This is a genomic window from Kitasatospora atroaurantiaca (genome assembly GCF_007828955.1).
GTDB lineage: Bacteria > Actinomycetota > Actinomycetes > Streptomycetales > Streptomycetaceae > Kitasatospora > Kitasatospora atroaurantiaca.
This window is the reverse complement of record NZ_VIVR01000001.1, coordinates 7,518,739-7,544,454: the sequence shown is the minus strand read 5'-3', so window position 1 is coordinate 7,544,454 and position 25,716 is coordinate 7,518,739. Positions and strand designations below refer to the sequence as shown.

Here is a 25,716-nt window from a genome sequence, read left to right as displayed (position 1 = left end):
CCTGCGCGATCGCCAGTCCGGCAGCCTCCGCGAGCGCCGATCTGACGTGTCGGCACCGGGGAACCGGGCGTGCCCGGTCATGCCGGAATGGGTTGGAAGCAGCGCACGGTCTGCTGGCATGCTGGCTGCGTGGAGAGACCGGAGATCTGGATCACCTTTGCCCCTGAGCTGCACATTTTCGTCGCCGCCAGGCAGCGGGCAGGGCGATCGGCGGTACGAACGGACGGCGCCTCGACGCTCGGACACCTCGTGGAGTCCCTGGGGGTTCCGCTCACCGAGGTCGGCAGGCTCCTCGTCGGCGGACGGCAGGTGCGCCCCTCGCACGTCCCCACGGACGGGGAGGAGATCTCGGTGCACGGCGTGGCGAAGCCGCAGCAACTCGCCGGACCGGCCCGCTTCCTGCTCGATGTTCACCTCGGCACCCTGGCGCGGCGGCTTCGGCTGCTTGGCGTCGACGCCGCCTACGAGAGCCCGGACATCGGCGACGCGGCGCTGGCCGCGCGCTCGTCCGTCGAGCAGCGGGTGATGCTCTCGCGCGACCGTGGGCTGCTGCGGCGCCGGGAGATCTGGGCGGGCGCCTACATCTACAGCCACCGCCCCGCCGACCAGCTGAAGGACGTCCTGTCCCGGTTCGCACCCCCGCTCGCCCCCTGGACCAGGTGCACGGCGTGCAACGGAACGCTCCGCGACACCGCGAAGGACGCGGTGCACGGGCGGCTGCACGACGGGACGGAGCGCTCGTACGACGCCTTCGCGCAGTGCACCGACTGCGAACAGGTCTACTGGCGAGGCGCTCACCACGCCCATCTGAACGCGATCGTGGAGGAGGCCGTGCGCGAGTTCGGCGGCGAGCCGCCGGCCCGGCCCGGCCCCGACCTGCCGGTCAGCGGGCAAGCGGCGGTGTGACCGTCACTACTGGCCCTGCTCGACCGGTCCGACGGTGAGCGAGTGGATGGTCGGGCCTGCGCAGTGCTCGGTCTTCCACGGGAGGAAGAGCGCGGCCGTCTGGTTCGGCGGATAGATCCGCAGGCCCTCGGCGGGCGAGAGCTGACACTGCGCCGGGTCGTAGCCGCCGATGCCGTTGCTGTCGTGCAGTTTCGCGCTCGCCTTGCCGCCCGGCTGGAGGGTGACCGTGGTGACCGTGCCGTTCTCGCGCACGGCGGCGTTGCCGGACTGAACGCCGTTTGCCGCGACGTAGGAGACGCCCGGGTAGCCGGTGAGTGTGCAGCTGATGGCGGAGGTATTGGTGAAGACCAGGGTGGCGTAGCGCTGGCCTGCTGCCACGTCCGGATTGGTCTGGGTGACCGAGAGCCGACTGGTGGCACAGGCCTGCGGCGATGTCCCGGCCGGAGGAGCGGTGGGGCGCGCGCTGGGCGAGGCGGGGCCGGCGGGGGCCGAGCCGGGTGAACTCGCGCTGCTGGATGCCGAAGGCGGGGCCGGTGACGTCGGGGCCGCAGGTGAGGGCCCGGACGAGGACGAGCACGCGGTCATGGTCAGTGCGGCGGTGGTGAGGACGGCGGCCGGAAGAGCGACCGGCCGATTCCGCACTATCGCCCGGAGGACAGTCATCACGGCCATGGTCCGCTCCCTGCACGCCTCTTGGGACCTCGGTGTCCCCCCACCAGCGTGCGCGCCCGGAGGACGAATGTCGCCCCTCGTTCCAGGATTGGCAGCAGCGCCGAGCAGACCGGGCCCGCTATGCGGAGCGGGTCACTGCCGGCCGATCTCGCGGCCCAGCTCCAGTGCGAGGACCTGGTCCACCCGCAGGTAGGTCTCGAAACGGGCGCCGGGCGGCAACTCGGTGCGCTTCTCCAGGTCGTGGAGCGCCTGCAGCGCGGGCATGGCGTCCAGGTCGTCGGCGAGCCCGTCGAACGCGACCCTTACGGCATCGGCGACCAGCGGTTGGGAGGGGAAGCGGGCCAGGTCCGCGACGACGGCCCGCCACCGGGTGAGCGTGGCCTGGGCATCGGCAAGGCTCTCGGCGGAGAGCCGGGCGGGCGCCTCGTGGGCGTGGCCGAGCAGGGCCAGGCGCACGGCCAGCGGCTCCAGCCCGTCCAACGGGATGCTGCCGAGCGGACCGGCCGCCGTCGACGGGTCCGCGCGGCCGGCGGGGACCACGGCGCCGATGGTCACCAGCGGAGTGCCCTCCTGGTCGTCCCCTGCTCCCGGTCGGGCTGCGATCTCGAGGTCGGCCGGGCCGCCGGTGGTGCTGGTGATGTCGGCGGGTCGGCGGATGCCCAGCAGGTCGGCGTCCCGCAGCAGCGCCGTGACCCGGTCGTCGCCGGCCTCGGGCAGACTGAGCCGGGTCTCCACCTGCGGGCCGGTCGCCTCGACGATGCGCGCCAGCAGGTCGGCCGTGAGCAGCGCGCGCAGGTCTTCCAGGAAGAAGGGCTGCCCCGGCTGCCCGGCGCGGACGGTCACCCGCAGCAGACCGGCGCGACCGGGGTGGATCTCGGTGCTGCGGCCGGTGCGGGCGTCGGTGATACGCAAAGGGGCCTCCCAGCCAGGCATTGAGTTCGGCGAGCTCCCACCGCAGATCCTGCCGGATCTCTCGCAGCTACACGGCTGGCGCGCCGGGACGCCCTTCAGCTGGGCGCGGACGGGGCGCTGATCAGGCCAGCGACTTGAAGAGGTGCACGTCCGCGTGCCCGCCGGGGATGCCCTGGGTCCGGCCGGTCTCGGCATAGCCGTGGCGCTGGTAGAAGCCCGGGGCCTGGAACGTGAAGGAGGAGACGGCGACGCGATCGCAACCGCGCCGCCGTGCCTCCGCCTCGGCGGCCTGCAGGATCCTGCTCCCCCACCCGTCCTTGCGACTCTCATCGCGAACCCACAGCAGCTCGATGCCGCACAGACCGCCCCACGTCCACGCGGTCAGCCCGCCGACCAGCTCACCCGCTTCATCGGTGACCTTGACCGAGAACGTGCCGCGGTCGGCCGCACCTGTGGCGGCGGTGTTGAAGGCGACCAGTTCCTCGGTCAGCCGGTCGCTGAGTTCGGTGTCGCGTTCGCCGATGGCCAGCATCGGTCCTGAGCTGTCGTCAGTCCTCACGACGGGGAGTATGTCAGCCTGCCCGGCCTCACTGTCATGGCATCAGTCCACGAACCGAGCCTCGGGGTAGCGGTCCGAGGGAGCGTCGAGCAGGTGGTCGTCCCGGTGGCGCACCGTCCTGGGGATGATTTCGGCCGCAGGGCGGGCCTTCACCGGAGGCGGCGCAGGCCGTCGCGCAGGCGGCGGGCGTCACGCAGGCGCTGCTCGTAGGTCGCCCCGAGAACGAGCAGGAGCAGCCCGGCAACGGCGAGCGGGAGCCAGCGGGGAAGCAGCCCGAGTACCTGGGCGACGGTGGGGGCGAGCTCGTGAAAGGCGGTCAGGACGAGAGCAGTGCCACCGAGGAGCAGCAGCGACCGGAGCCGGAACCGGACGCCGAGCACCGTCACGGTGAGGGCGGCGGTTCCGAGCAGCAGCGGGCGCAGCCAGTACCCGTCGGTCCAGAGCACCAGCACGCTCGGCGTCATGGCGATGGACAGGCCGGGCCCGTACGTCGCCCAGGACGAAGCCGCCGGCTCTCGACGGTGGCGGAGATGACCCACCACCAGCGCGGCGCACGCCAGGGTCAGGGTGTACGCCTCGGGCGTGTCGACGTCCCAGAGTGCCAGCCGGACCCATGAGGAGCCGATGAGGAGGCCGGTGGCCGTCACAGCGGCCGCCGCTCGCCGGTCGGGGCGAAGGGCGATGGCAAGTGCCGCGACTCCGGCGACGGCGAGGGCGAAGGCGAGGCGGCCGGGGTACGGGGCCGTCAGGAGCAGCGCCACGGCGGCCAGGGCGTAGCCGGTGAACTCGAGAGACAGCGAGACGGAGTGCTGGACAGCCTCGGCGCTGACCGGACGCCCAGGACCGAAGGCGGCCACCGGCGCGGAGGCGGCGGCGACAGCGAGGACCACGAGCATGGTGGCCGGGAGCGAGAGGCCCAGCGTGGTACCGACGGCCGCAGCCTCGGCGCCGAGCGCGAGAACGGTGCCGGCGGCGGCGGTCGGCGCAACACGCGGGAGCTCGAGGGTGGCGACCGTGCGCCAGGTGACGACGGCACCGAGGGCGGCGCAGACGCCCAGGGCGGTGATGCTCGCAGCGCGGTCGGCCGACGCCCACAGCAGTGCGAGCCCGGGCGCGACGACGAGCGCGGCAGCCGCCGCCGGACGGGGCGGACCGATGGCGACCGCCGCGGCGGCGAAGGCGGCGAGCAGCAGGGCGGACGCGACCGCGACGCCGTACGGGAGCCCCAGGGAGGCCGGCAGCAGGGCGAGCGTGGTGACGGCAGCCGTGGCGGTCGCCGCTTCGAGGACGGCGACGGGCTCGGTGGTGACCCGCAGGGCCATGACGGCCGCCAGCGCGATGGCGAGCAGTCCGAGGCCGGTCAGCGCGGCGCCCGGGACGTGCCAGGCCCACGCGTGAGCGGGAGTACCGGCCCAGGTTTCCGGGGCGTGGGCCGGCGGTTCGAGGACGGCACGCGCGAGATCGGGGACGGCGGCGAGGAAGCTGGTCAGCAGCGCGAGCGCCGCCACGTGGAACAGTCCGGTGGGAGCGGCGGGCTGCCCACCGCGACGGCGCAGGAGCACCGCAGCGACGACCAGCAGCACGGCGGCCGGAACGCCGAAGGCGACCGGCGTCCAGACCGGGCTGAGCAGTTGACGGAGAGTCCCGCCGGCCGCCATCAGCAGAGCCGCGCCCGCACCGGCCGCCGCCAGGCGGCGTGCGACGTACGGGAGCGCCGGGTAGCGCACGGAGGCAAGCAGCCCGAGCAGCGCCAGAGTCCCGAGCGGACCGAAGGCCCAGGCTGCCTCACCCGGCTGATCGGCCGTCATCGACCCGAGGACGGCAAGCCCACCGCCCACCAGCGCCCAGGCAAGGGCGAACCCGGCCGCCGCCCGCCGCAGGAACCGGTGCGGGCCCCCGTGGTCGGCATCGGCGCCGTCGCCAACGAGCGTCTCGACGCGCCACAGCAGCGCGCAGTCGAGCGCCGCCGCGCCCACCAGGGCGGCGGCGTACGCCTGGACGTGGCTGACCCCGGCGGCCAGCAGCGCCAGCGGCACCGGCAGCCGCATCAGCAGGAACCCCGCCCCGAGCGGGAACCGCAGACGCTGCCCCCACCCGTACGCCGACGCGCCGCCCGCGACCAGGGCGGTGACCACGGCCCAGTAGCCGGACGTGTTCACCGCGTCGAGGCCGGCCGGTCCGGCGGCCCGGGTGGCGTAGCAGTCCAGGAGCACCAGTCCCAGGCCGACGGCGGCCGCGGCCTCGGCCGTGGCGGTCAGCCGCCGACGGCGCAGTGGACGAGGGAGCACCAGGGCGCAGGCGGTCAGTGCGAGGAGCACGGCCGCGCGCCCGCCGATGCCGAGGTATCCCCAGCTGACGACGGTGAACACCAGCGCGGCCACGCTGACGAGCAGCCCACCGAGGACCAGCAGGACCGCCTGCGCGGACCGTCCGGAGACCTCGGGCGGAGCGCTGAGCCCGGGGGCCGGACCCGTGACGGGCGGAGCTCCCCATACTGGCGGGGCGTCGGGCAGGAGCTCGGCGGGCGCGCAGCCCGGCGAGCAGGCCGTCGTGCTGCCGGATCAGCGCCGACCGGTGCTCGTCGAGCGCTCGCAGGGCCATCATCACCTGCCAGAGCGCGGCCGCGTCGGCGCCCGACAGCGGCAGGCGGCACTGCGGGCACCGCAGGTTCGGGCCGGGGCCGAGCGAGGTACCGCAGTCGGGGCAGGGCGACGAAGGGCTGGTCATGCCTCAGAGTGTGGCGGTGACGGTGATCGCCGTACATGAGTACGGGTACTCATGTACGGCAGTCCCCGGCCCCGGGTTCGCCGGACGGGCGGTCAGCCGCCCGCGGGGCCGGTCCAGTCCGCCGCCACATGGCCGAGGCGTACGCGCTGCGGGTGGTCACCGACCTGGACGGAGGCGGTCTTACGGCCGGTCGCGAAGTCGATCGCGGTGACCTGGTCGGCGCCGCTCTCGGAGATGACGCAGGACTTGCCGTCACCGCTCACGGTCGCCCAGTACGGCTTCGAGGCGGGCACCAGCGGCCCCTCCTGGAGTGTGGCCCGGTCGACGACCGTCGCGTAGTCGTCCATCGTGCCCGCGACGCACAGCTTGTCGCCGGCGGGGCTCATCGACAGGCCGTGGTGGCGTGAGTCGTTGACCCAGGTGGTCCGGTCCTCGCTGGTCGCGGGGTTCTTCGGCAGCGTCTTCACGCGGGTGATCCGGTCGGAGGCGACGTCGTACTCGACGAAGCCGTTGAAGAACGAGACCTGGAAGTAGAGCTTCGACTCGTCGGGCGTGAACGCGGCCGGCCGGATCGCGTTCGACAGGTCGGACCGGCCGGCCGCGTCGAGCCGCGACCGCATGTCGATGACCTTGACCGGGGCGAAGGTGTCGGCGTCGACGACGGTGATGTGGCGGTCGCCCTTCGTCCAGTCCAGCCACGGGGCGTCGAGGGCGGTGTTGACCTCGCCGATCGACATGTTCCAGATGCGCCTGCCGCCGTCGGTGAAGAGGTTCTCGTGGGGCTTGTCGCCGGTGCCGAACGACCCGAGCTGCCTTCCGGTCCGGATGTCGAGCACATGCACCGTGTTCGAGGTGGAGGCCGAGACCGCGACGCGCGTGCCGTCGGGCGACACCGCCATGTGGTCGGAGCGGTAACCCGACACGGGGAAGCGCCAGTTGATCCGGCCCGTGGCGAGGTCGATCGACACGACATCGGCGAAGCTCGGGCGCGAGACGACCACGGCCGACCCGTCCGGGGTCGAGTACATGTCGTCGGCGAACTGGTCGTGCCCCTCGCCCGGGCCCAGCCTGATCCCCAGGAAGTAGGCGAGCTTCACGGGGTTGAGGTAGATCTCGGTGAGCCGCTGGTCCTTGTCCGGGATGACGTTGACCCGGCCGATCCTGGCGAGGTCGCCGGTGGACCTGATGACGTCAGCGGTGCCGTCCCAGTTGTTGCCCACGAACATCACCTCCCGCAGGCCCGGGGCGCCGTCCGGCGCGGCGGTCGCCGTGGCGGAACCCGTGACAGCCATGCTGAGCGCGGCCGCGAGGCCGCCGAGGGCTCGCATGCGCCGCGAACGCCCGGAGCGCTCTGTTCGCCCTGAACGCCCTGTACGCCCTGTACGCCCTGTACGCCCTGTACGCCCTGTACGCCTGGAATCGGAGAGAGACATCGCCGCTCCTTCGCGGTGCACGCGGAGTCTGAAAAGACGGATTGTCAGATTGCGTTACTCGACGGTAAGGACGGCGCGACCACCCTGACAAGACCTGGGTAAGCGACAATTGGGCCGGGCGGGAACAGGCGTCGACCGAGGGCGGGAGCGGGTGCGGCAGACCACGGGTACGTACGGCGGCAGGTCGGCCCAGGAGCGGCGGGCCGAGCGGCGCGAGCGGTTCCTGCAGGCAGGGCTCGAACAGTTCGGCGACAAGCCCGGTTTCCGGGCCGCCTCCGTGACGGCGCTCTGCGAGGCGGCCGGACTGTCGACCCGTCAGTTCTACGAGGAGTTCCGCAATCTGGAGGAGGTGCTCGCCCAGCTCCACCTGCTGGTCAACGACTGGACCGAGGAGGCCGTCCTCCGGGCGCTCGCCGACACCGGCGGCCTCGCCTTCGAGCAGCGGATCGCGGCGGTCCTGCGCGCCTATGTCACCGAGGCGACGGCCGACCCGCGTCGGCTACGGATCGCGTTCGTCGAAATCATCGGCGTCAGCGCGGAGTTGGAGCGCCAGCGGCTGGTCCGCAGGTCCCGCTGGGTGGCGCTGATCGTTGCGGAGGCCGAGGCCGCCGTCGGGCGCGGTGAGGCCGCGCCCCGCGACTTCCGCATCGCGGCGACGGCGTTCATCGGTGCGGTCAACGGCCTTCTGCACGACTGGACGGCCGGCCAGTTCGAGGCCACGCTCGAGCAGGTCGTCGAGGAGCTGGTGGCCCTCCTGCTCGGAGCCGTCCGCCCCCCTTCCGCCCGCCCGTAGCCCGGGCAACCGATCAGGTTCCGCCCGCCCATAGCCCGGGCAACCGATCAGGTTCCGCCCGCCCATAGCCCGGGCAACCGATCAGGACCGGGAATCCCCGGTGCTCAGCCGCCCGAGCTCAGCCGGCGCCGCCGCGCAACACGGGCGCAAGGACGGCCGGGCGGAACAGCGAGGTCGGCGGGGCGACCAGTGACATCACCTCCTGGAAGGCGGCGCACACCCGCGGGTCAGTGGTCGCGCGGGCCAGGACCCGGTCCAGAAAGCGGTGTTGGACGCGGACGAGCGCACCCGATGGGCCGCCGGTGGTGGTCGCGAAGCGCACGTCCTCACTCGAGGACATCACCCAGGGATCCTTCGTCACGGCCGCGACCCCCTTGCGGGCGGCCCGCGCCGCCGCGTGGCCGATGCCGCCGTGGCGCGTGGTCGCTGCCCGCAGTGCCCTGGCTCCGAAGGCGGCGACGGTGATTCCCTGGCCGTAGACGGGGTTGAAGGTGCATGCCGCGTCGCCGAGCGCGACCAGCCCCTCCGGTGCGCGGCGCTCGTAGTGCCGCCACACGCCGGGGCCGGGGCGGAACCCGCGGACCTCGCCCGCCGGTTGAGCGGAGGCCAGCACCTCGCGCATACCGGGGTCGCGCAGCAGATCCAGCTGCTTGTTGAAGCCGGCCTCACCCGGCTCCGGTTCGGCGCCGCGCATGCCGCCGACACTGACGATCCAGCGGTCGTCCTCCACGGGCAGCAGCACCCCGAGGCGCGGCGCGTCGGGCGCCTTGGTCTGCAGATAGAGCGCGGTGTAGCCGAGGTCGAGGCCGGGCGGGCGGTGGAACAGCCGGCTGGCGTACGCGATACCGGCGTCGACGCGTTCCTCGGGCACCGGCGCGCAGCCGAGCTCCGCGAGCCAGGAGGGCAGCGCGGAGGAACGTCCGGAAGCATCCACGATCAACTCGGCCTGCAGGTCCCGTACTTCGCCCGAGCCGTCTCCCCGTTCCCGGACCTGGACACCCGTCAACGTCTGTGCCGAACCGAGCAGCCCGACGACCTCGGTACCTTCCAGGAACTCGATCGAGGACTCGCCGCGGACCCGGTCGAGCACCACCCGGTCCAGTACCGGCCGGGTGCAGGAGAGGAAGGCGAGGTCGCTCTCGAACTCGGCCATCCACCCGGCCGAGCTGAGCCAGCGCAGGTCACCTGCCAGCCTGACGCGGACCGCACCCGCGGCCAGCAGCTCCTCCCGCGCCCCGGGCATCAACTCCTCCAGGACCCGATGCCCCGCCTCCAGCAGCAGATGCGCGTGCCGCCCCTGGGGCAGCCCGGCCCGGAACCCCGGCTGTTCCGGGTAACGGTCGCGCTCCACGACCACGATCCGCTCGGCGAATCCCCGCAACGCCCAGGCCGCCAGCGTCCCGGCGAGCCCGCCACCGATCACTACCGCCGTGCCCCGCCCCTGACCCGTCTCCCGCATAGTCATGGCACGCAGGGTAACTGATTGGTGGTCGAACTGTAACCTCTCGACCAGGGGCCGTCATCGGTCCTCCGGACTCAGGGTGGGTACCGGTGTCTGGTTGAAGGCGTAGTACACGGCCAGCACGAAGTGGACGGCCAGGGCGAGCACGGCGGAGGCGAACGCCAGGGCGACGGTGGCGGGGTAGACGACCAGGCCGAGACTGAAGCGGGCACGGGTGGCCCGGGCGGCCCGGATGTCGACGCGGTCGTCGAAGCAGTGGCCGGTACGGGTGACGTAGTACCAGAACAGGGCCATGGTGGCGGCATGGCCGACCATGACCGCCCCGTACACGGCGACGGCGACGTTCGAGGCCTGAGGTTCCCGGAGGTTCTGCGCGACCAGCGCGGTGGGGAAGGGAAGCGCGGCCACCACGAGGAGCAGCACAAGGTTGAGGAAGATCAGGGTGCGGTCGACCCGGGCGATGTAGCTGAAAATGGTGTGGTGGTTCACCCACATGACGCCGATCACCATGAAGCTGACCACATAGGCGCTGTACGAGGGCCACTCGTCGCCGAGAGCGTGCCAGAGGTCGAGCCCGGTCCGGGCCGTGGGCACCCTGATCTCGAGGATCAGGAGAGTGATCGCAATGGCGAACACCCCGTCGCTGAAGGCCTCGACCCGGGCCGAGTCGGTCATCCTGGCCATCGCCCGATCTGTCGCCACCCCGCGAGGATGCCAGACGGCCGGACCGCGACCGTGGAGCCACGCGACGAGCCCGATGCTCTCGCGCCCGAGCACCCGCCCGCCGAACGGCTGCCGCTCCGGCCCGTCGGCGGCGCGCCCGGTTGACCCGTCGATCCGCAGGTGCTGACCTGGCCGGACGCCGCGCCGGGACGCACCGGGCAGGCCGTCCAGGAAGGGGCCGCTGTGACCGACGTGGATCAGCCCGCCGGACCCTCGCCCCGTCAGGGGTGAAGAAGATGCCCCGCGACGGCGAGACCCGCTACGCGATCGTCCGCAGGTGCGAGGAGTGGCGTGCAATGCTCCTCGGAACCTGCACCCGATGGGCTGACGAGGGCTCACACCGGTGCTCCCGGTGGAGGCGCGAAGGCAGCGAGCGCTGCAGGCGGTGGGCGCGCGAGGGCTCCCAGCGGCCCGGCGAGGTGGCACCACCGTCGTGGTTCTGGATCGCCATGCCGTTCGGCATCGCCTGGTACCAGGTCACCGGCGGAATCGGTCAAGCCTGGTACTGGTCGGCCCGCTGGGCATGCCGCGGCTTCGCCCGAGCGCTGTCCTGGGTGCTCGCCGCAGCCTCCTCTGTTCTGCGGTGAGCACATCCGACGCCGCCACTCCCGCTGAGCCGAGAGGCGAACCGAGCACCCGGCGCGGCGTGGACCCACTGGTACCGGGTCGTCTGCGAGCCTGAGGAGCGACCCGTACGGAAGGACAGGACACCTGCCACGGCCAAGCTGACCCTCACCACGGTCCTCGGCAGCGATGTGCCGGGCGAGGTCAGCAGGCTCAAGGAGCAGGTGTCCGACGGCGAGCTCCAGATCCACGGCAGCGGTGCACTCGCCCGGTCGCTGATGGCCCATGACCTGATCGACGAGTACCACCTGCTGGTCTACCCCGTCGTCCTGGGCAAGGGGAAGCGGCTCTTCCCGGACGGGGGGCTGCCCACCTCGTTCCGGCTCGACGAGTCCCGCACCACCGGCGCCGGCGTCGCCATTCACACGTACCGGCCGACGGGACGGGCGACCTTCGGTTCGTTCTGACCGGGGGCCCACGATCGCGGCCGGCGAGTCCGGTCGGAGTGCTGAGGGGCTACCGCTGTGCAAGGCTGGAAACGGAGGCTGCCGGTCAGCCCGTTCAGGTCGGCCGCGCGGCTTCGCTACCAAAGGAGGCCGATGTGGCCAGCAGCGCCAACGGGCCGCAAGCAGGCGGCGACATCACCCTGACTCCGAAGCATGTCGTCCAATCCGGTTGGACCATCCTTGCTGCGGTTCTGATGATCTTCGGTGGGGCAATGGCGATCTTCGAGGGGATCTCCGCCATCGCCAAGGACGACCTGTTCGTCACCGCGCACAACTACACGTTCAAGTTCAGCCTGACCAGCTGGGGCTGGATCCACCTCATCCTGGGCATCGTCATCGTGCTCGCCGGCTGCGCACTGTTCACCGGTGCCGTGTGGGCGCGCGCCATCGGCGTCATCATCGCGGGGCTGGTCGCGATCGCCAACTTCATGTGGCTGCCCTACTACCCCTTCTGGGCGATCGTGCTGATCGCGATGAACATCTTCATCATCTGGGCACTGTGCACCGGTCCGGCCAGGGAGGGTCCAACGGTCGCCTGAGGAGTCGGAGGCTGACCTGTCGTCACCGCTTCGCTCCACAGGCCCGCCGGCCTACCGCACGCTCTGCGGGTGGCCGGCGGGCAGGGCGGTCGGCGCCGGGGAGAGCCTGAGCGAGATGACGTAGGAGACCACCACCGCGACAATGACGAGCGGCATCACGGTGAGGCCCTCCGATCCCAGGAGCAGCGTGGCCAGCAGCACCGAGGTCATCGGGAGCTTCAGCATCGCCACGCCCATCGCCCCGACGCCCATGGCGAATCCGGACGTCACGTCAAGCCCCGGCAGATGAGCGAAGGCCAGCCCGCCCGCCGCTCCCACGAACATCGCCGGAAAGACCGGGCCTCCCCGGAAGCCGCTCATCGAAGCGCAGTACGCCAGCGCCTTGCAGGCCACGAGCACCAGGAGGGTGCCCAGCGAGTATGCGGCGTGATCCGCGAGCAGCGGGCCGAGCGCGCTCTGCCCCGAGTACAGCACTTGGGAGGCCTCGTTCCCGGTCCACTCGGCGTACACCAGCGCGATCGTTCCGATGATGGCGCCCATCAGTACGGTGGCCACCACCCGCCGCCGCTCGACCCTCGGCTGCAGGAAGAGAGCGAGCCGGTGGATCCCCGCGCCGACGAAAGCCGCCGCCACCCCGACGACGAGTGCCCAGCCGAAGCCGGAGAAGTCGGGTCGGTCGGCGTGGGGCACCTGTGGGAGTGCCAGGGAGTACGTGCCCAGACCGGTCCACGATCCCAGCCCCGTGAAGATGAGCGACCCGATTCCGGCCGCGAGCAGCCCCGGCACGAGGATGATCCCGAGCATCGCCCCGCCGAGGCCGGACACCTCCATCAGGAGGAAGGCGCCGAGCAGCGGCGACCCGAGCAGCGTGCTGACGGCGGCGAAGCTCCCCGAGACTCCCACCACGGCGGTCGCCTCCGCGGGAAAGCCCCTCTTGACCAGGCGTACGGCGCCGACGGCCAGCCCGCTGCCCAACGCGATGAGCGGCGCCTCGGGTCCGAGGACGACACCGAGTGCGAGGGAGGCCACCGCCGCGAAGGCGATGCCGGGCAGCTCGATCGGAGGGGTCGGCCCCGTGGCCTTGAGCCCCTCGGCCGGCTTGTGGCCGCCCTCGCCCGGCAGGTACCGGATGGTCAGTGCGACCAGCAGACCGGCCAGGATGAGAAGCGGCACCGGCCACCAGGACGGCGTTCCGTGGAAGCCCAGCGCCTTGGGCAGGTCCGTATACGTCAGCGACTGGAGTTCGGAGACGAGGGCGAGGAAGCCGAACGCCGCAGCCGAGATCGGGACGCCGAGCACCGCGGCCACCAGGAGCAGGACGGGGTACCCGCGGGTGCGGACGAGCGCGAAAGGGTCTTTCGGGGCTGCCGCAGGGTCTCCGACAGGCTCGGCCGACATGATCACCGTCTCCTCAGCACTGGACGCGGGCACCCGAGGGCATTCAGGCCCGTGATATCACGCGGTGGCGCCGCTACCCGGGCGCGCCGGACCCGACCGGGGGACGGCGGTCCCGTTGTCATTCCGATGGCCCAGCGCCGTCAGGAGGAGGTGGTTCCCGTCTGCACGGCCGGCAGCCGACCGTCACGGACCGCCTCCACCAGCGCCTGGTGGTCGCGCTCGTTCTGGTCGGCGTAGCTCTCGGCGAAGGTCGCCAGCGCACGGTCGAACGCGTCGCTCCGCCCCAGGTAGCCGGCGATGGCGATCCGGTCACCGGACCTCGCGTGGGCGCGGGCCAGGGTGGTACCGCAGAGCTCGCCGAACGCCCGCATGCCGGTCGGCACCATCAGCTCCGGGTCGGCGATTCCCTTCCAGTCGCGCAACTGGCGTACGTAGAAGTCGCGGCGTCGCCCGTCGATCCCGTCCACCCGCTCCCAGCCGAGGAAGATGTCGCTCGCCGCCTGCATCAGCCTCTGACCCGAGACCACCCGCTCGCCCTGGTTGTCGTAGTCGCTCGCACCGACGTGGGGGGCGAGCACCGAAGTATCGGCCTCCTTGGCCTGGAGGAAGAGCGGGTCGTCGTCGTCCCTGCCGAGCAGCAGGACGATCCAGCAGCGGGTGCCGACGCTGCCGACACCGACCACCTTGCGGGCCACGTCCACCAGACGGAAGTCCGCGAGCAGGGACCGGCGGTCGGACGGGAGGCTGCGGCCGGAACGCTCGATCAGCCGGCGGAACTCCCCCTCCAGGACACCGCGTTCGACGTCCGGGAGCAGATCGGCGAGCGGCACGAGAAGGGGTGGGTCAGCGGCGATCCGGGCGTGCCCGTCCACCGTCTCGGTGAGGCTGTCGAACGCCTGCAGACTGTCCCGGGTCCGGGCCTTCGCCACCGCCCGGGCCAGGCCCTTGCGGCCGCGCTTGGCCAAGTGCTCGGACGCCAGACTCTGGAGACGATCCGCATCGATGCTGGCGTACCAGAGGTCGAGATTGCGCATGCCCGCGAACCGCATCATCGACTCGCGGTAGGACCGCACGGTCGCCAGCACGATGTCAGCGCGCTCCGCGTCCGCGAAGTCGTTCGCCCGGCCCGCGATGACGAGGCTGGCCGCCAGTCGCTTGACGTCCCATTCCCAGGGACCGGGCAGCGTCTCGTCGAAGTCGTTGATGTCGAACAGCAGTTTTCGTTCCGGCGAGGCGAGCAGACGGAAGTTCAACATGTGCGCATCACCGCACAGTTGGGCCCTGATCCCGGAGTTCGGGGTACCGGCCAGGTCTGCGGCCATGATGGCGGCGGCACCGCGGTAGAAGCGGAACGGCGACTCGATCATCCTGCCGTACCGGATCGGGACGAGCTCGGTCACCCTGGTCGCCGACTGGGCTTCGAGGATGCCCAACGGGTCCGGTCGGTCGGCCGCCGGCACGAACTCGGCGTGGCTCGAACGGGGCGCGTCACGGCGGGCCGCCTTGCCCCGGGCCGCTCGTTCCGCAGGCGTCTCGGGCGGTAGGGCGTTCTTCCTCGCAGCAGAGTGCTCGGTCATCCTCCGATCATCACGGTTCGCCCCGGGTCTGGCATCACCGGCTAGGACGGACGCGGCGCGCGGCGCACTGATTGCCGGTGCCGCACCACTCTTTCGCGCATCCCCGGTGGTGGGCCGACGCCCGGACGTATCTCCTGGGAGGGCGAAACAGCCACGTGCCGTCCGCGGCGCGGGCAGAAGGCCCCAACCCAGGGAGAGTGCGATGGCCTCGAGTGACTCCGGATCGGAGCCGACGGAACCGGAACGCGCGCAGCCCGGCGAGGGCCCACCGCCGCAGGACCGGACACCGCAGGGGGACCGGCCGGGTGACAAGCCCGCCGCGTCCCCGTCCGACGGCCCGGAGAAGCACTCGGCCGGCGAGCCCGGTGAGGCCGGCGAGGCCAAGGAGCCCAGCGAGGTCGAGGAGCTACGGCACCGGATCGCCGAGTTGGAGAGCACCACGCCGAAGCCCGTCCGCAAGCACCGCCTGCGGACCTCGGGCGCCGTGGTGCTGATCATCCTGGCCTCCGTCCTGTCCCTGCTGTCGGTCATCTCGGTCTGGACGAGCGCGATCGTCGGCGACACGGACCGGTATGTCGCCACGGTCGCCCCGCTGGCCTCCAACCCGGATGTGCAGGACGCGGTCACCGCCCGGGTCACCACGGCGGTCCTGGACCAGATCGACGTGAAAGGCCTGGTGAAGCAGCTCTCCGACGCCGCTGCGGAGCAGGGCGTCCCACCCCGGGCCGCCGATCTGATCAACAACCTGAGCGGGCCGATCACCAGCGGCCTCACCGAGCTCGTCAGCACGACCGTCCACCGGGTCGTCTCCAGCAGTGCGTTCGAAACGGTGTGGATCAATGCGAACCGGGCCGGGCACAGCGCCCTGGACAAGGCGCTGTCCGGCAAGGGCGGCGGCGCGGTCTCGCTGAACGACAGTCAGGTCACGATCGACGTCGGGCCGATCGTCGCCAAGGTCAAGGACGAACTGGTGAACGCCGGCTTCGGCGCCGCCGCGAAGATTCCGACCGTCCACACGGACTTCGTCGTGTTCGCCTCGGACGACATCGGCAAGATCAAGGGGTACGTCCGCCTGCTGGAGATCCTCGGCAACTGGCTGCCGGTGGTCACCGTGCTGATCGCCGCAGCAGGCGTGTTCCTGGCCGTGAACCGGCGCAGGGCTCTGATCGGTGCGGCCCTGGGCGTGGCCGCCGCCATGCTGCTGATCGGGGTCCTCCTCACGGTGTTCCGGTCCTACTACCTCGACCACCTGCCCGCCGGGGCGAACCAGGCGGCGGCCGCGGCCGTGTACGACACGCTGATCCGGTTCATGCGCGCGAGTGTGCGCGCCGTGGGGGCGCTGGCCGTGATCACGGCGCTCGGAGCGTTCCTGATCGGTCCGTCGCGCGTCGCGGTCGCCGTCCGGACCGCCTGTCGCAGGGCCATCGGGGCCATTCGTGACGTGTTGTTTTCCTTCGGGCTCCGGCTGGGAGCGGTCGGCCGGTTCGTCCACCGCTTCAAGCAGTGGATCGGGGCCGCGACCCTCCTGGTGGCGGCGGTCGTGCTCTTCACCTGGAGTTACCCGACAGCGGCAGTGGTGGCGTGGATCACCGTCGCCGTGGTGGCCGCGTTCGCCCTCCGGGAGTTCCTCGACGTCGGCCCGGAGGCGGACTCCGCCCGAACGCCGCCACCCGGCTCCGAGGACGCTCCCCCACTGGCGGGCTGACGCTAGCGCTGGTCCGCCCGGCCACGCCGGGCGCCGACCCTGCGCCAGATCGCCCGCTGGCAGCGAAGCGCGCCGGTACCCACCACGATCAGCACGACGATGTTGAGCAGCAGCTGGACGAGCGACCCCCAGGCCTCGCTCCAGCTGCCGAACGCGACGGAGACACTGAAGTCCGCCGCGGCGGGGATCGTCGTGACCGAGATGAACACGCCGAGCAGCGCGCTCGTCCTCGCCTCGGTGAGAGAGACGATGCCGACGATCCCCGCCAGGGCCGCCACGGCGACCGACAGGAAGTTGGGCGTGTTGATCAGGTTGGAGACGGGCCGCAAGCCCAGGTCGAACGCCTTCGACTGCAGGCCGAAGCCTCGGATGAGCAGGCTGAAGAGGAACGTGACGACGATGGCCAGCAGGAAGCCGACGAACAGCGCGGACAGACCCTGCCGGATTCTCGGCCGGTCGTCCCGGTCGATACCCAGCGCGATGCTGACGATCGCCCCGTACTCGGGACCGACGACCATGGCCGCGACGATCAGGATCTGGGAGTTGGTGACGATCCCGACCGAACCGATGAGTCCCGCGACGACCAGGTAGAGGTAGAAGCTCGGCGCGTACGTCCCCTCGGCCCGGATCCGTGCCTCGACCTGCTCCCAGACGGGCGCGCCGGTGCGTGGCCCGAGTCTCCGCGACCCGGCGGCGGTGGCCCGCCCGGCGAAGGCGATGTCCACCGGTTCGATGACGATGGAGCCCCGGCGGTCCAGGTGCACCGCGCGGAGGCCGAGCAGGATCTCGTTCGCCGCTCCGGTCAGCACGTCGCAGGCGATGGCGTCGCCGTCCGGGTTGCGCGCGGCGCCGGGTTGCACGATCAGGTTGAGGACGCACGGGTCGCCGGCGAGAAGGCCGACGACCTCGTGGGTGAGATCCGGCGGGCTCACCGCGCGGACATGGATCATGTCCATCCTGAACCTCCACGAGTGCCACCGAGCCATGGGCCGGGCCGGGCGCTCTCTCCAGTAACACCGCACGCACGGCCTTCAGCAATCCAGGCTCTTTCACGGCGGCGCGGCCACAGCGGGCGCGCATGCGACACCTGTCAGATGGTCGGATAGTGGGTCGGGTAGGGATCTGTCTGAGATTGGATGCTCATGGACCGCTACCCCCCGATCGCCGAACACGGCCTGGTGGGCGACCTGCAGACCGCCGCACTGGTCTCGTCGCAGGGCGTGGTCGACTGGTTCGCCGCTCCTCGGTTCGACTCCCCCAGCATCTTCGCCGCACTGCTCGACCACGACCGCGGCGGCTACCTCCGGCTGGCACCCGACGGTCCGGACAACACCTGCAAACAGCTGTACTACCCGGACACCGCCGTCCTGGTCACGCGGTTCATGTCGCCGGACGGGGTCGGCGAGGTGCTCGACTGGATGACACCGGAACGCACCGGCACCGCGACCGACCGGCACACCCTGGTACGGACCGTGCGCTCGGTACGCGGCACCGTCCGGTTCGTCCTGGAGTGCAGGCCCCGGTTCGACTACGGCCGGGCCGCGCACGAACTCGACCTTCGGCCCGAGGGGGCCACGTTCCGGGCCCCGGGGATCACGGCGCACCTGCAGACCAGCTTCCCGCTGGGAGCGGGACGGCCAGGACGCCGTGGGCACCGTGACGCTCAACGTGGGTGAGGCGGCCGCAGCGGTGTTCACCGTCTGCGACCCCGGCGGCCCACCGCCGCCGCCCCCCACGGTCGAGGGGATCACCGAACAGCTCTGGGAGCTCGTCGAGTTCTGGCAGAAGTGGGTGCGCAGGTCCCACTACCGGGGCCGCTGGCCCGCGATGGTCAACCGCTCCGCCATCACCCTCAAACTCCTGACCTACGCTCCCACCGGCGCGCCGGTCGCCGCGGCGACGATGGGCCTGCCCGAGCAGGTCGGCGGAGAGCGCAACTGGGACTACCGCTACACCTGGGTCAGGGACGGCTCCCTCTCGGTCCGGGCCCTGCTGGACCTCGGCTTCGCCGAGGAGGCGACCGCGTTCACCCGCTGGCTCCGCAACCGGCTCCTGGCCGAGCAGGAGCGCGGCGGGAAGGAAGCCCTCCAGATCATGTACCGGGTCGACGGGGAACCGCTCCTGACGGAGGAGATCCTCGAACACTTCGAGGGATATCGCGGCTCGTACCCCGTGCGGGTGGGCAACGCCGCCGCCGACCAGCTCCAGCTCGACATCTACGGCGAGGCCCTCTACGCCCTCTCCGAGGGGAGCGAGGTCGCCAGGCAGGCGGACTACCAGGGCTGGAAGGCCGCCGCGCGGGCTCTCGACTGGCTCGCCGACGCGTGGGACAGGCCCGACGAAGGCATCTGGGAGACCCGTGGGGGACGCCAGGACTTCACGTACAGTCGCGTGATGTGCTGGACCGCGTTCGACCGCGGCCTCCGCATGGCGTCCGAGTTCCGCCGGCCCGCCGACGCGGCCCGGTGGACGCAGGCCCGCGACGCCATCCTGGAGCAGGTGATGGAGCGCGGCTGGAGCGACTCCGAGAAGGCGTTCGTCCAGTACTACGGGGGCGGCGTACTGGACGCCTCGCTGCTCCTGATGCCCCGGGTCGGCTTCGTGGCCCCCAGGGATCCGACCTGGCTCTCCACCCTGGACGCGATGGACCGCACCCTCGTCTCCGACAGCCTCGTCTACCGGTACGACCCGGCCGCCTCCCCCGACGGCCTTCGTGGCTCCGAGGGCACCTTCAGCCTCTGCACCTTCCTGTACGTGGACGCCCTGGCCCGGGCCGGGCGCTTTCGCCAGGCCCGCTACGCCTTCGAGAAGATGCACACCTACGCCAACCACGTCGGCCTCTTCGCCGAGGAGGTGGGCCCCAGCGGCGAGCAACTGGGCAACTTCCCGCAGGCGTTCACCCATCTGTCGCTCATCATGGCCGCCACCACCCTGGACAAGGTGCTGGACGAGCAGGCGCGCGGGTGACTCCCCTCCGCAAGGGCCGCTCCTGATGCGCACGCACACCGAGCCCGGCCGCGAGCCGCGCATGAGTCAGGAGGAATTCCGCTCCCTGTACCGGCGGCTTCGCGAGCAGGCCGGCGACGTCTCGCACAGCCGGGGCACCCTGGACACCATCACGCCGGCGACGGTACGCGCGGCTGCGGGCGAAGTCCGCTCGGGTCGTACCGTGACGCTGGCCGCGCCGGTGGAGACCCGGCCCGGCCCGGACAATCCGGAGCCCGCCGGGCACCGGATCACCAGCCCGCCGGAGGCTCAGGGCGGCACCTCCGGGCTGCACTTCGCGACGGACCGCTTCAGCATGAACATCCACGGCGACGCCGACAGCCACTTGGACGCGCTGTGTCACATCGCCTACGACGGCACCCTGCACGGCGGCATCCCCGCCGCAACCGTCACGGCGGCCGGAGCCACCGCGCTGTCCGTCGAGGTGGCCCACGACGGGATCGTCGGGCGCGGCGTCCTGCTCGACATCCCGCGGCTGCGCGGAGTGCCGTGGCTCGAACCGGGTGACCACGTGACCGCCGCCGAGACCGCCCAGCACGTCCGAGTCGGCCAGGGCGACCTGCTGTTCGTCCGGGTCGGCCACCGCCGGCGGCGCAGCGAATCCGGGCCGTGGGACGCCGCACACGCCCGCGCCGGGCTCCATCCCTCTGCAATGGAGTTCCTCGCGGAGCGTCGGGTCGCTGTGCTCGGCGGTGACGGCAACAACGACACGGCATCCGCTGCAACCGGGTCGACGGCTTCCCCTGCCTGGTACGCGGCAAGGCCGACGCGCAGGTGATCTGCGTCGACCCCGCGCTGGAGCACCCCAACGTGCAGATGGTCACCGGCGCCAACGTCCGCAGGCTCGAGACCGACCCGAGCGGACGCACCGTCAGCAGGGTGGTCGCCGAGCTGGAGGACGGCTCGACCGCCGGCTTCAGCTCGGACATCGTGGTGGTGGCCTGCGGGGCGGTGAACTCCGCGGCGTTGCTGCTCCGGTCGGCGAACGAGCGGCACCCGCGCGGCCTGGCCAACAGCTCCGACGTGGTCGGCCGCCACTACATGCGGCACAACAACCTTGCCCTGATGGCGGTTTCGAAGGAGCCGAACGACACCCAGTTCCAGAAGACCCTCGCGCTGTACGACTGGTACCTGGGCGCGGACGACTGGGACCACCCCCTCGGCGGCATCCAGATGCTCGGCAAGTCGGACGCCGACCAGATCCAGGGCGAGGCGCCGCGCTGGGCCGGCATGGCCTCGCCGGACATGCCCTTCGAGGTGCTCGCCACCACGCGGTCGACTTCTGGCTGTGCGGCGAGGACCTCCCGCAGCCGGAGAACCGCGTCACCCTGGACGGCGAGGGAGAGATCCACCTGGCCCTGGACGAGAAGAACAACATCGAGGGGCTGAAGCGCCTGCAGCACAGGCTTCAGGGCATGTTGGGGCGCCTGGGCATGCATCCGCACCACCTGCTCCCGCACAGCCTCTACCTGCACAAGGGGATGCCGATCGGTGCCACCGCGCACCAGGCGGGCACCGTCCGCTTCGGCGCCGACCCGCAGAGTTCGGCCCTCGACGTGAACTGCAAGGCCCACGACCTGGACAACCTGTACGTCGTGGACACGAGTTTCTTCCCGAGCATCGGCGTGGTGAACCCGTCGCTGACCGCCATCGCCGACGCCCTTCGGGTCGGCGACCACATCACGGACCGTCTGGCCTGAGGCAGGGTCTCAGGCCGGCCGTCACTCCTCGATGTCCTTGTCGGTCAAGGGTTCCAGCACACCGTGCGTGTCGAGGCGGTACAGCATGACGAGCGCGGGGCCGATCAGCACCAGTGCGACGAGCGAGACGATCATCAGCCACTGGAGCGTGGCGTCCGCCCCCGCCGCCTCCTGCACCGTGAGGGAGGTGGGCACCAGGTAGGGGCGCATGGCGAGCCCCCAGGCGGCGACCACCAGAGCCACACTCGCGACGGAGGTGTACCGCGCCCACCCGGCGGCCGGCCCTGCGACCAGCCCGCCGGTGGCGGCGGCGGCCACCGCCGCGACGATCACCAGGACGAGCCCGATCCCGTGGGTGAGGCCCTGGTAGACGTGCGAGGTGTGCTGGTGGGTCACGGCCAGGCCGATCAGCGCCAGCGCGCCGAGGACCGCCAGGCTGACCCAGACGCGCAGGCGGAAGTAGCCGACCAGGTCAGGGGCGTCGAAGCGGCTCGCGTCCACGGTGAGGAACGTCGCGCCGAGGAAGGCCGTGGCCGCCACGGTGAGCAGTCCGGCGAGGACCGAGGTCGTGCTGGCCCACACGTCGGCCGAGGCTGTGGTGCCGGGCGCGACCCGCCCGGAGGCCACGGCGCCCACGGCAGCGCCCAGGAAGAACGGCGTGAGCAGGGACGAGACGGCGAACACGGCGCCGTAGATCCTGCGTTCGGACAGTCGCCGGGTGGGCTTGCGCAGGGCGAACCCGGCTCCGCGCAGGACCAGGCCGACGGCCGCCAGTGCCAGCGGGAGCCACAGCGCGGTGAAGACCGTCTGGAAGAACACCGGGAATCCGGTCCACATGATGACCAGGACGAAGATCAACCAGACATTGTTGACCTCCCAGACCGGTGCCATGGCGTGGTCGATCAGCCATCGCGGCCGCTTCCCACGATCGGCACCACCTGCCAGCAGGTCCCAGAACCCGGCGCCGTAGTCGACGCCGCCCCCGCAGGCGTACGCGACGACGGCCAGCAGCAGGACCCACGCCACGATGTCGGCGGTCACTCGGGGCCCCCGGGTGCTCGTCCGGTTCCGGGTTCGGCGGGCGGCGCCGGCTTCGGGCCGGCGGTGGTGAGCTCCGGGCGCGGACCGTACGGCGTGTCGGTCTCCGGAGCGCCGCCGAGCGGGTGGGCGAAGCCGACGTCGGCGAGCCGCCATCGGCGGCGCATGGCCAGCACCACACCGAGGAACGCGCCGAAGACGAGCACGTAGACCACCACCACGATGCCGAACATGGTCCACAGCGAGGTGGCATGAGTCGGTGTCACCGCGTCCGACACCCGCATGTTCTGGTAGACGATCCAGGGCTGCCGGCCCACCTCGGTGGTGATCCAGCCGCACTCCACGGTCAGCAGGCTGGCCGCACCGGCGACGGCGGCGCACCGGAAGAACCAGCGCGACCGGGGAAGGTCACGGCGGCGCAGCCAGCACCAGCCGTACCAGAGCGCGAGCAGGATCAGCAGGCCGGCGATGGTCACCATGATGTCGAAGGCCCAGTGCGCGATCGTGGCCTGCGTCGTGGTGGGGCGGTCGGAGGCCGCTACCGAGGTGAGTCCCGTGACCTGGGTGCTGGGGCTGAACCCGGCCAGGATGGAGTCCAGTTGGGGGATCTTGAGGCCCCCCTTGATGCTTCCGTCCTCCTGCAGACGACCGAACATGTACTCGGGCACATGGGTGTCGGTGTTCCAGACGATCTCCATGGCGGCGAACTTGACGGGCTGCTTGTGGAACACCGCTCGCGCGGTGGCATCGCCCACCATGAACTGCACCGGCGTGAGGATCGCGGCGACCGTGAACGGTACGCAGAACCCGAGGCGGTGGTAGCGGTCCCGGCGGCCGCGCAGCCAGCCCACCGCGTAGACGCCGGCCACGACATAACCCGCCGTCAGGAACATCGCCACGACGAAATGCCAGTACTCCGGGCCGAACATGGGCGTGAACACCGCCGACCGGACGTCGACGTTCACGGGATTGCCCGTCGAGTCGAGGGCGAAGCCCTGTGGGGTGTTCATCCACGAGTTCGCGGCGATGATGCCGAACGCGCCCAGCAGCGCCGTCAGCGGCAGCGGTACGCCGAGCCAGAAGTGCGTCCAGGGCTTGAGCCTTCGCCAGCCGTAGAGGTAGATCGCGATGAGGATCGCCTCCAGGAAGAACGCCCACGCCTCCACGCCGAACCCGAGACCGAAGACATCCCCCCAACGGCCCATCATGCCCGGCCACAGCAGCCCGAACTCGAACGACAGGACCGTGCCGGTGATGATGCCCACGGCGAACTGGACGGCCATCACGGCGGACCAGCGCCGGGCGAGCAGGAGGGCGGCCGGGTCGGCCTTCCGCAGCCCCCGGTAGTGCATCAGCAGCGTGATGAAGGGCAGCGCCACCCCGAACGGCACCAGCATGATGTGGGAGGCCAAGGTGAAGGCCATCAGTTCCCGGGCCGGCAGCAGCTGGGCCGGAGCGTTCGCCAGGACGTCAGTTGCGGTCATCATTCGGCCGGCACGTCCCGGCGGGGCGTCATGTGGTCGTACACCGCGGGATCAGCCTCCGGTGGCGAAGCCGGGGAACAGGGTCATCCCGCCGTCGACGTACAGCGTGGTGCCGACGACGTAGTCCATCAGGTCGGAGGCCAGGACGGTCACCGCGTCGGCGATGTCCGCCGGGTCACCGACCCGGCGGTAGGGGATCAGCCGAAGGAGGTCGGCCTCGGCCTCGGGCGTCTCCCAGGCGCTGCGGTTGATGGGGGTGCGGATGGCCCCGGGCGCGACGGCGTTCACCCTGATCCCCTTCGGGGCGAGTTCCTGCGCCAGGGTCTGCATCAGCAACAGGACTCCGCCCTTGGAAGCGGCGTAGTTCGCGTGGCCCGACCAGGGGATGATCTGGTGGACCGAGCTCATGCAGATGATCTTCCCCGCGGAGCGGGACACCTCCGGAACGACACCCCGGCGGACGAACTCCTTGGTGGCCTCCCGAGCGCACAGGAACTGGCCGGTGAGGTTGACCTCCAGGACCTTGTTCCACTGCTCCAGCGTCATGTCCGCAATGGCTGCGTCCCGCTGCAGGCCCGCATTGGCGACCAGGACGTCGATCGTGCCGAACTCCTCGACCATGTGCTGGAACATCCCGACGACCTGGTCCTCCTGGGAGACGTCCGCCTCGTGGGCGTACGCCCGCACGCCGAAGGACTCGATCTCCTTGACCACCTCCTCGGCCGCCTCGCGGCCGAAGACGTAGTTCACGACGACATCGGCTCCGGCCCGCCCCAGTCCGATCGCCGTCGCCTTGCCGATGCCGGAGTTCGCCCCGGTCACCAAGGCCTTCTGGCCTCGGAGAATGGCCGGCAACACCGGTCGCCGGCCCTCGTCCACAGGTGAGGTCACTGCTGTCTCCTGTCGTCGTCCGCAAGCCGGCACCGAGGCACCACCATTCCGGGCGGCGTCCCGCGCCAGGGCAACGGCTCGCCTCGCTCGCCCGATGGGCCCAGTGCCGCCACTCCGATGGCGCAACGCACGCGGGACGCGCCGCCCGCGCACTCCTCAGGCGCCGGGCGGGACCACGACGTTCTCCAGCGGCTCGCCCGCCAGAAAGCGGTCCAGCTGGGTGCGGATCAGACGCAGGGCCCGTGGCAGGAAGGCCGAGCTGTTGCCGCCCGTATGGGGACTGATCAGGGTGTTGGGCGCCTGCCAGAGGGGGTGCCCGGCAGGCAGCGGTTCCGGGTCCGTGACGTCCAGGGCTGCGGCCAGCCGTCCTCGCTGCAGCTCCACCAGCAGCGCATCCGTGTCGACGACGGGGCCTCGTGCGACGTTGACCAGCAGAGCGCCGTCCTTCATCGAGGCCAGGAAACCCGCGTCCACGAGCCCGCGCGTCTCGTCGGTGAGCGGAAGGGTCAGCACCACGACGTCGGACCGGGGCAGCAGGGCCGGAAGCTCCGCCAGGGAGTGCACCGGCCCGCGGAACGCCGCCCGGGCGGTGCGGGCCACCCTCAGGACCTCGCACTCGAACGGTGCGAGACGGTCCTCGACGGCCGCGCCGATCGAGCCGTAGCCGATGATCAGGACCGTACGATCCGCGAGCGAGGCGAAGCTCCCGGGCGACCAGACCTGGGCGTCCTGCGCGCGGACGAAGACGGGGACACCGCGCAACGCCGAGAGGACGAGCGTCACCGCCAGCTCGGCCGTGCTCGCGTCGTGGACACCCCTGGCGTTGCAGAGCGTCACCCCCGGCGGCAGGACGGGCAGGATCTCCTCGACGCCCGCCGACAGGCTCTGCACGACCCGCAGCCGAGGCATCCGGCGGAGCAACGGCAAGGCAGCGGACGTGTACGTGTAGGGAATGACGAAGAACTCCACCTCGCCGAGCACCCGCTCCGGCGGCGCTTCGCCCCAGCCGTCCCAGAGCGCCGCGGGCAACTCCGGCAGGCCGCCCAGCTGCGAGGTCGGATAGGGAAGCAGGATCCTGACCGTAGGCCCGCCGGGGGCTGCGCTCGTGGGAGTCATGGACG

Annotated in this window: 21 protein-coding genes and 2 pseudogenes; 9 read left to right on the top strand and 14 right to left on the bottom strand. The window is 71.4% G+C overall.

Annotated elements, in window-relative coordinates; translation table 11 throughout:
- Positions 1-129 precede the first annotated feature (129 nt).
- Positions 130-906: a Mut7-C RNAse domain-containing protein gene (locus FB465_RS33755; RefSeq protein ID WP_145796691.1), complete on the top strand. Its 777-nt coding sequence runs from the start codon at positions 130-132 to the stop codon at positions 904-906.
- A gap of 6 nt (positions 907-912) precedes the next feature.
- Here FB465_RS33755 and FB465_RS33750 read toward each other — a convergent pair whose 3' ends face one another.
- The 5 genes from FB465_RS33750 to FB465_RS33730 form a co-directional block, all read right to left on the bottom strand.
- The gene (locus FB465_RS33750; protein WP_145796690.1) at positions 913-1,578 is read right to left on the bottom strand and encodes a DUF4232 domain-containing protein; all 666 of its coding nucleotides are present in this window, start codon (positions 1,576-1,578) and stop codon (positions 913-915) included.
- A gap of 132 nt (positions 1,579-1,710) precedes the next feature.
- Positions 1,711-2,490 (bottom strand): hypothetical protein, encoded by a 780-nt coding sequence (locus tag FB465_RS33745; RefSeq protein WP_145796688.1) that lies wholly within the window; start codon positions 2,488-2,490, stop codon positions 1,711-1,713.
- A gap of 121 nt (positions 2,491-2,611) precedes the next feature.
- On the bottom strand, positions 2,612-3,049 hold the full coding sequence (locus FB465_RS33740; protein WP_342791869.1) for a GNAT family N-acetyltransferase: 438 nt from the start codon (positions 3,047-3,049) through the stop codon (positions 2,612-2,614).
- 149 nt (positions 3,050-3,198) lie between these two features.
- Positions 3,199-5,430 carry an SCO7613 C-terminal domain-containing membrane protein gene (locus FB465_RS33735; protein ID WP_145796685.1) on the bottom strand — a complete coding sequence of 744 codons (2,232 nt, stop codon included), beginning with the start codon at positions 5,428-5,430 and terminating at the stop codon, positions 3,199-3,201.
- A 438-nt stretch (positions 5,431-5,868) separates the two neighbouring features.
- A complete protein-coding gene (locus FB465_RS33730) occupies positions 5,869-7,104 on the bottom strand; it encodes a YncE family protein (RefSeq protein ID WP_145796683.1) in 1,236 nt (411 codons plus the stop codon).
- A 256-nt stretch (positions 7,105-7,360) separates the two neighbouring features.
- Between FB465_RS33730 and FB465_RS33720 the strand changes: the two genes are divergently transcribed.
- Positions 7,361-8,002, top strand: coding sequence for a TetR/AcrR family transcriptional regulator (locus FB465_RS33720; RefSeq protein ID WP_246193048.1), 642 nt, complete (start codon positions 7,361-7,363; stop codon positions 8,000-8,002).
- 118 nt (positions 8,003-8,120) lie between these two features.
- Here the strand turns inward: FB465_RS33720 and FB465_RS33715 are convergent, their stop codons facing one another.
- Together FB465_RS33715 and FB465_RS33710 are read right to left on the bottom strand one after the other, a co-directional pair.
- Complete coding sequence (locus FB465_RS33715; protein WP_246193047.1) at positions 8,121-9,467, bottom strand: NAD(P)/FAD-dependent oxidoreductase; 1,347 nt, start codon at positions 9,465-9,467, stop codon at positions 8,121-8,123.
- 54 nt (positions 9,468-9,521) lie between these two features.
- Positions 9,522-10,166: a TMEM175 family protein gene (locus FB465_RS33710; RefSeq protein ID WP_246193045.1), complete on the bottom strand. Its 645-nt coding sequence runs from the start codon at positions 10,164-10,166 to the stop codon at positions 9,522-9,524.
- Positions 10,167-10,636: 470 nt separating this feature from the next.
- On the opposite strand from FB465_RS33710, the gene FB465_RS36095 reads away from it, so the two are divergent.
- From FB465_RS36095 to FB465_RS33700, 3 genes are all read left to right on the top strand, one after another.
- The gene (locus FB465_RS36095; protein WP_170290757.1) at positions 10,637-10,774 is read left to right on the top strand and encodes a hypothetical protein; all 138 of its coding nucleotides are present in this window, start codon (positions 10,637-10,639) and stop codon (positions 10,772-10,774) included.
- 24 nt (positions 10,775-10,798) lie between these two features.
- Positions 10,799-11,218 carry a dihydrofolate reductase family protein gene (locus tag FB465_RS33705; RefSeq protein WP_145796680.1) on the top strand — a complete coding sequence of 140 codons (420 nt, stop codon included), beginning with the start codon at positions 10,799-10,801 and terminating at the stop codon, positions 11,216-11,218.
- 173 nt (positions 11,219-11,391) lie between these two features.
- On the top strand, positions 11,392-11,796 hold the full coding sequence (locus FB465_RS33700; protein WP_425461272.1) for a DUF7144 family membrane protein: 405 nt from the start codon (positions 11,392-11,394) through the stop codon (positions 11,794-11,796).
- A 51-nt stretch (positions 11,797-11,847) separates the two neighbouring features.
- Here the strand turns inward: FB465_RS33700 and FB465_RS33695 are convergent, their stop codons facing one another.
- Positions 11,848-13,194 (bottom strand): chloride channel protein, encoded by a 1,347-nt coding sequence (locus FB465_RS33695; RefSeq protein ID WP_145796678.1) that lies wholly within the window; start codon positions 13,192-13,194, stop codon positions 11,848-11,850.
- A gap of 140 nt (positions 13,195-13,334) precedes the next feature.
- Positions 13,335-14,771, bottom strand: coding sequence for a DUF2252 domain-containing protein (locus FB465_RS33690; protein WP_145796676.1), 1,437 nt, complete (start codon positions 14,769-14,771; stop codon positions 13,335-13,337).
- 202 nt (positions 14,772-14,973) lie between these two features.
- On the opposite strand from FB465_RS33690, the gene FB465_RS33685 reads away from it, so the two are divergent.
- Positions 14,974-16,476, top strand: a complete 1,503-nt coding sequence (locus FB465_RS33685) for a hypothetical protein (RefSeq protein WP_246193043.1) — start codon at positions 14,974-14,976, stop codon at positions 16,474-16,476.
- Between the two features lie 2 nt (positions 16,477-16,478).
- Here FB465_RS33685 and FB465_RS33680 read toward each other — a convergent pair whose 3' ends face one another.
- Positions 16,479-17,432: a DUF389 domain-containing protein gene (locus tag FB465_RS33680; protein WP_145796674.1), complete on the bottom strand. Its 954-nt coding sequence runs from the start codon at positions 17,430-17,432 to the stop codon at positions 16,479-16,481.
- 186 nt (positions 17,433-17,618) lie between these two features.
- Between FB465_RS33680 and FB465_RS33675 the strand changes: the two are divergent.
- From FB465_RS33675 to FB465_RS33665, 3 genes and pseudogenes are all read left to right on the top strand, one after another.
- Positions 17,619-19,443 (top strand): annotated as a pseudogene (locus FB465_RS33675) (glycoside hydrolase family 15 protein).
- Positions 19,444-19,468: 25 nt separating this feature from the next.
- Positions 19,469-20,260, top strand: coding sequence for a cyclase family protein (locus FB465_RS33670; RefSeq protein WP_246193041.1), 792 nt, complete (start codon positions 19,469-19,471; stop codon positions 20,258-20,260).
- Positions 20,197-21,182: pseudogene (locus tag FB465_RS33665) on the top strand (GMC oxidoreductase); the annotation flags it as partial. The gene FB465_RS33670 and the pseudogene FB465_RS33665, both read left to right, overlap by 64 nt.
- Before the next feature lie 21 nt (positions 21,183-21,203).
- Here the strand turns inward: FB465_RS33665 and FB465_RS33660 are convergent.
- The 4 genes from FB465_RS33660 to FB465_RS33645 form a co-directional block, all read right to left on the bottom strand.
- Positions 21,204-22,223 (bottom strand): cytochrome d ubiquinol oxidase subunit II, encoded by a 1,020-nt coding sequence (locus tag FB465_RS33660; protein ID WP_145796672.1) that lies wholly within the window; start codon positions 22,221-22,223, stop codon positions 21,204-21,206.
- Positions 22,220-23,707, bottom strand: a complete 1,488-nt coding sequence (locus FB465_RS33655; RefSeq protein ID WP_145796670.1) for a cytochrome ubiquinol oxidase subunit I — start codon at positions 23,705-23,707, stop codon at positions 22,220-22,222. Before FB465_RS33655 ends, FB465_RS33660 begins: the two co-directional genes overlap by 4 nt.
- Before the next feature lie 48 nt (positions 23,708-23,755).
- Positions 23,756-24,550: an SDR family oxidoreductase gene (locus FB465_RS33650; RefSeq protein WP_145797756.1), complete on the bottom strand. Its 795-nt coding sequence runs from the start codon at positions 24,548-24,550 to the stop codon at positions 23,756-23,758.
- Positions 24,551-24,751: 201 nt separating this feature from the next.
- Positions 24,752-25,711: a 2-hydroxyacid dehydrogenase gene (locus FB465_RS33645; RefSeq protein WP_145796668.1), complete on the bottom strand. Its 960-nt coding sequence runs from the start codon at positions 25,709-25,711 to the stop codon at positions 24,752-24,754.
- Between the last annotated feature and the right edge of the window lie 5 nt (positions 25,712-25,716).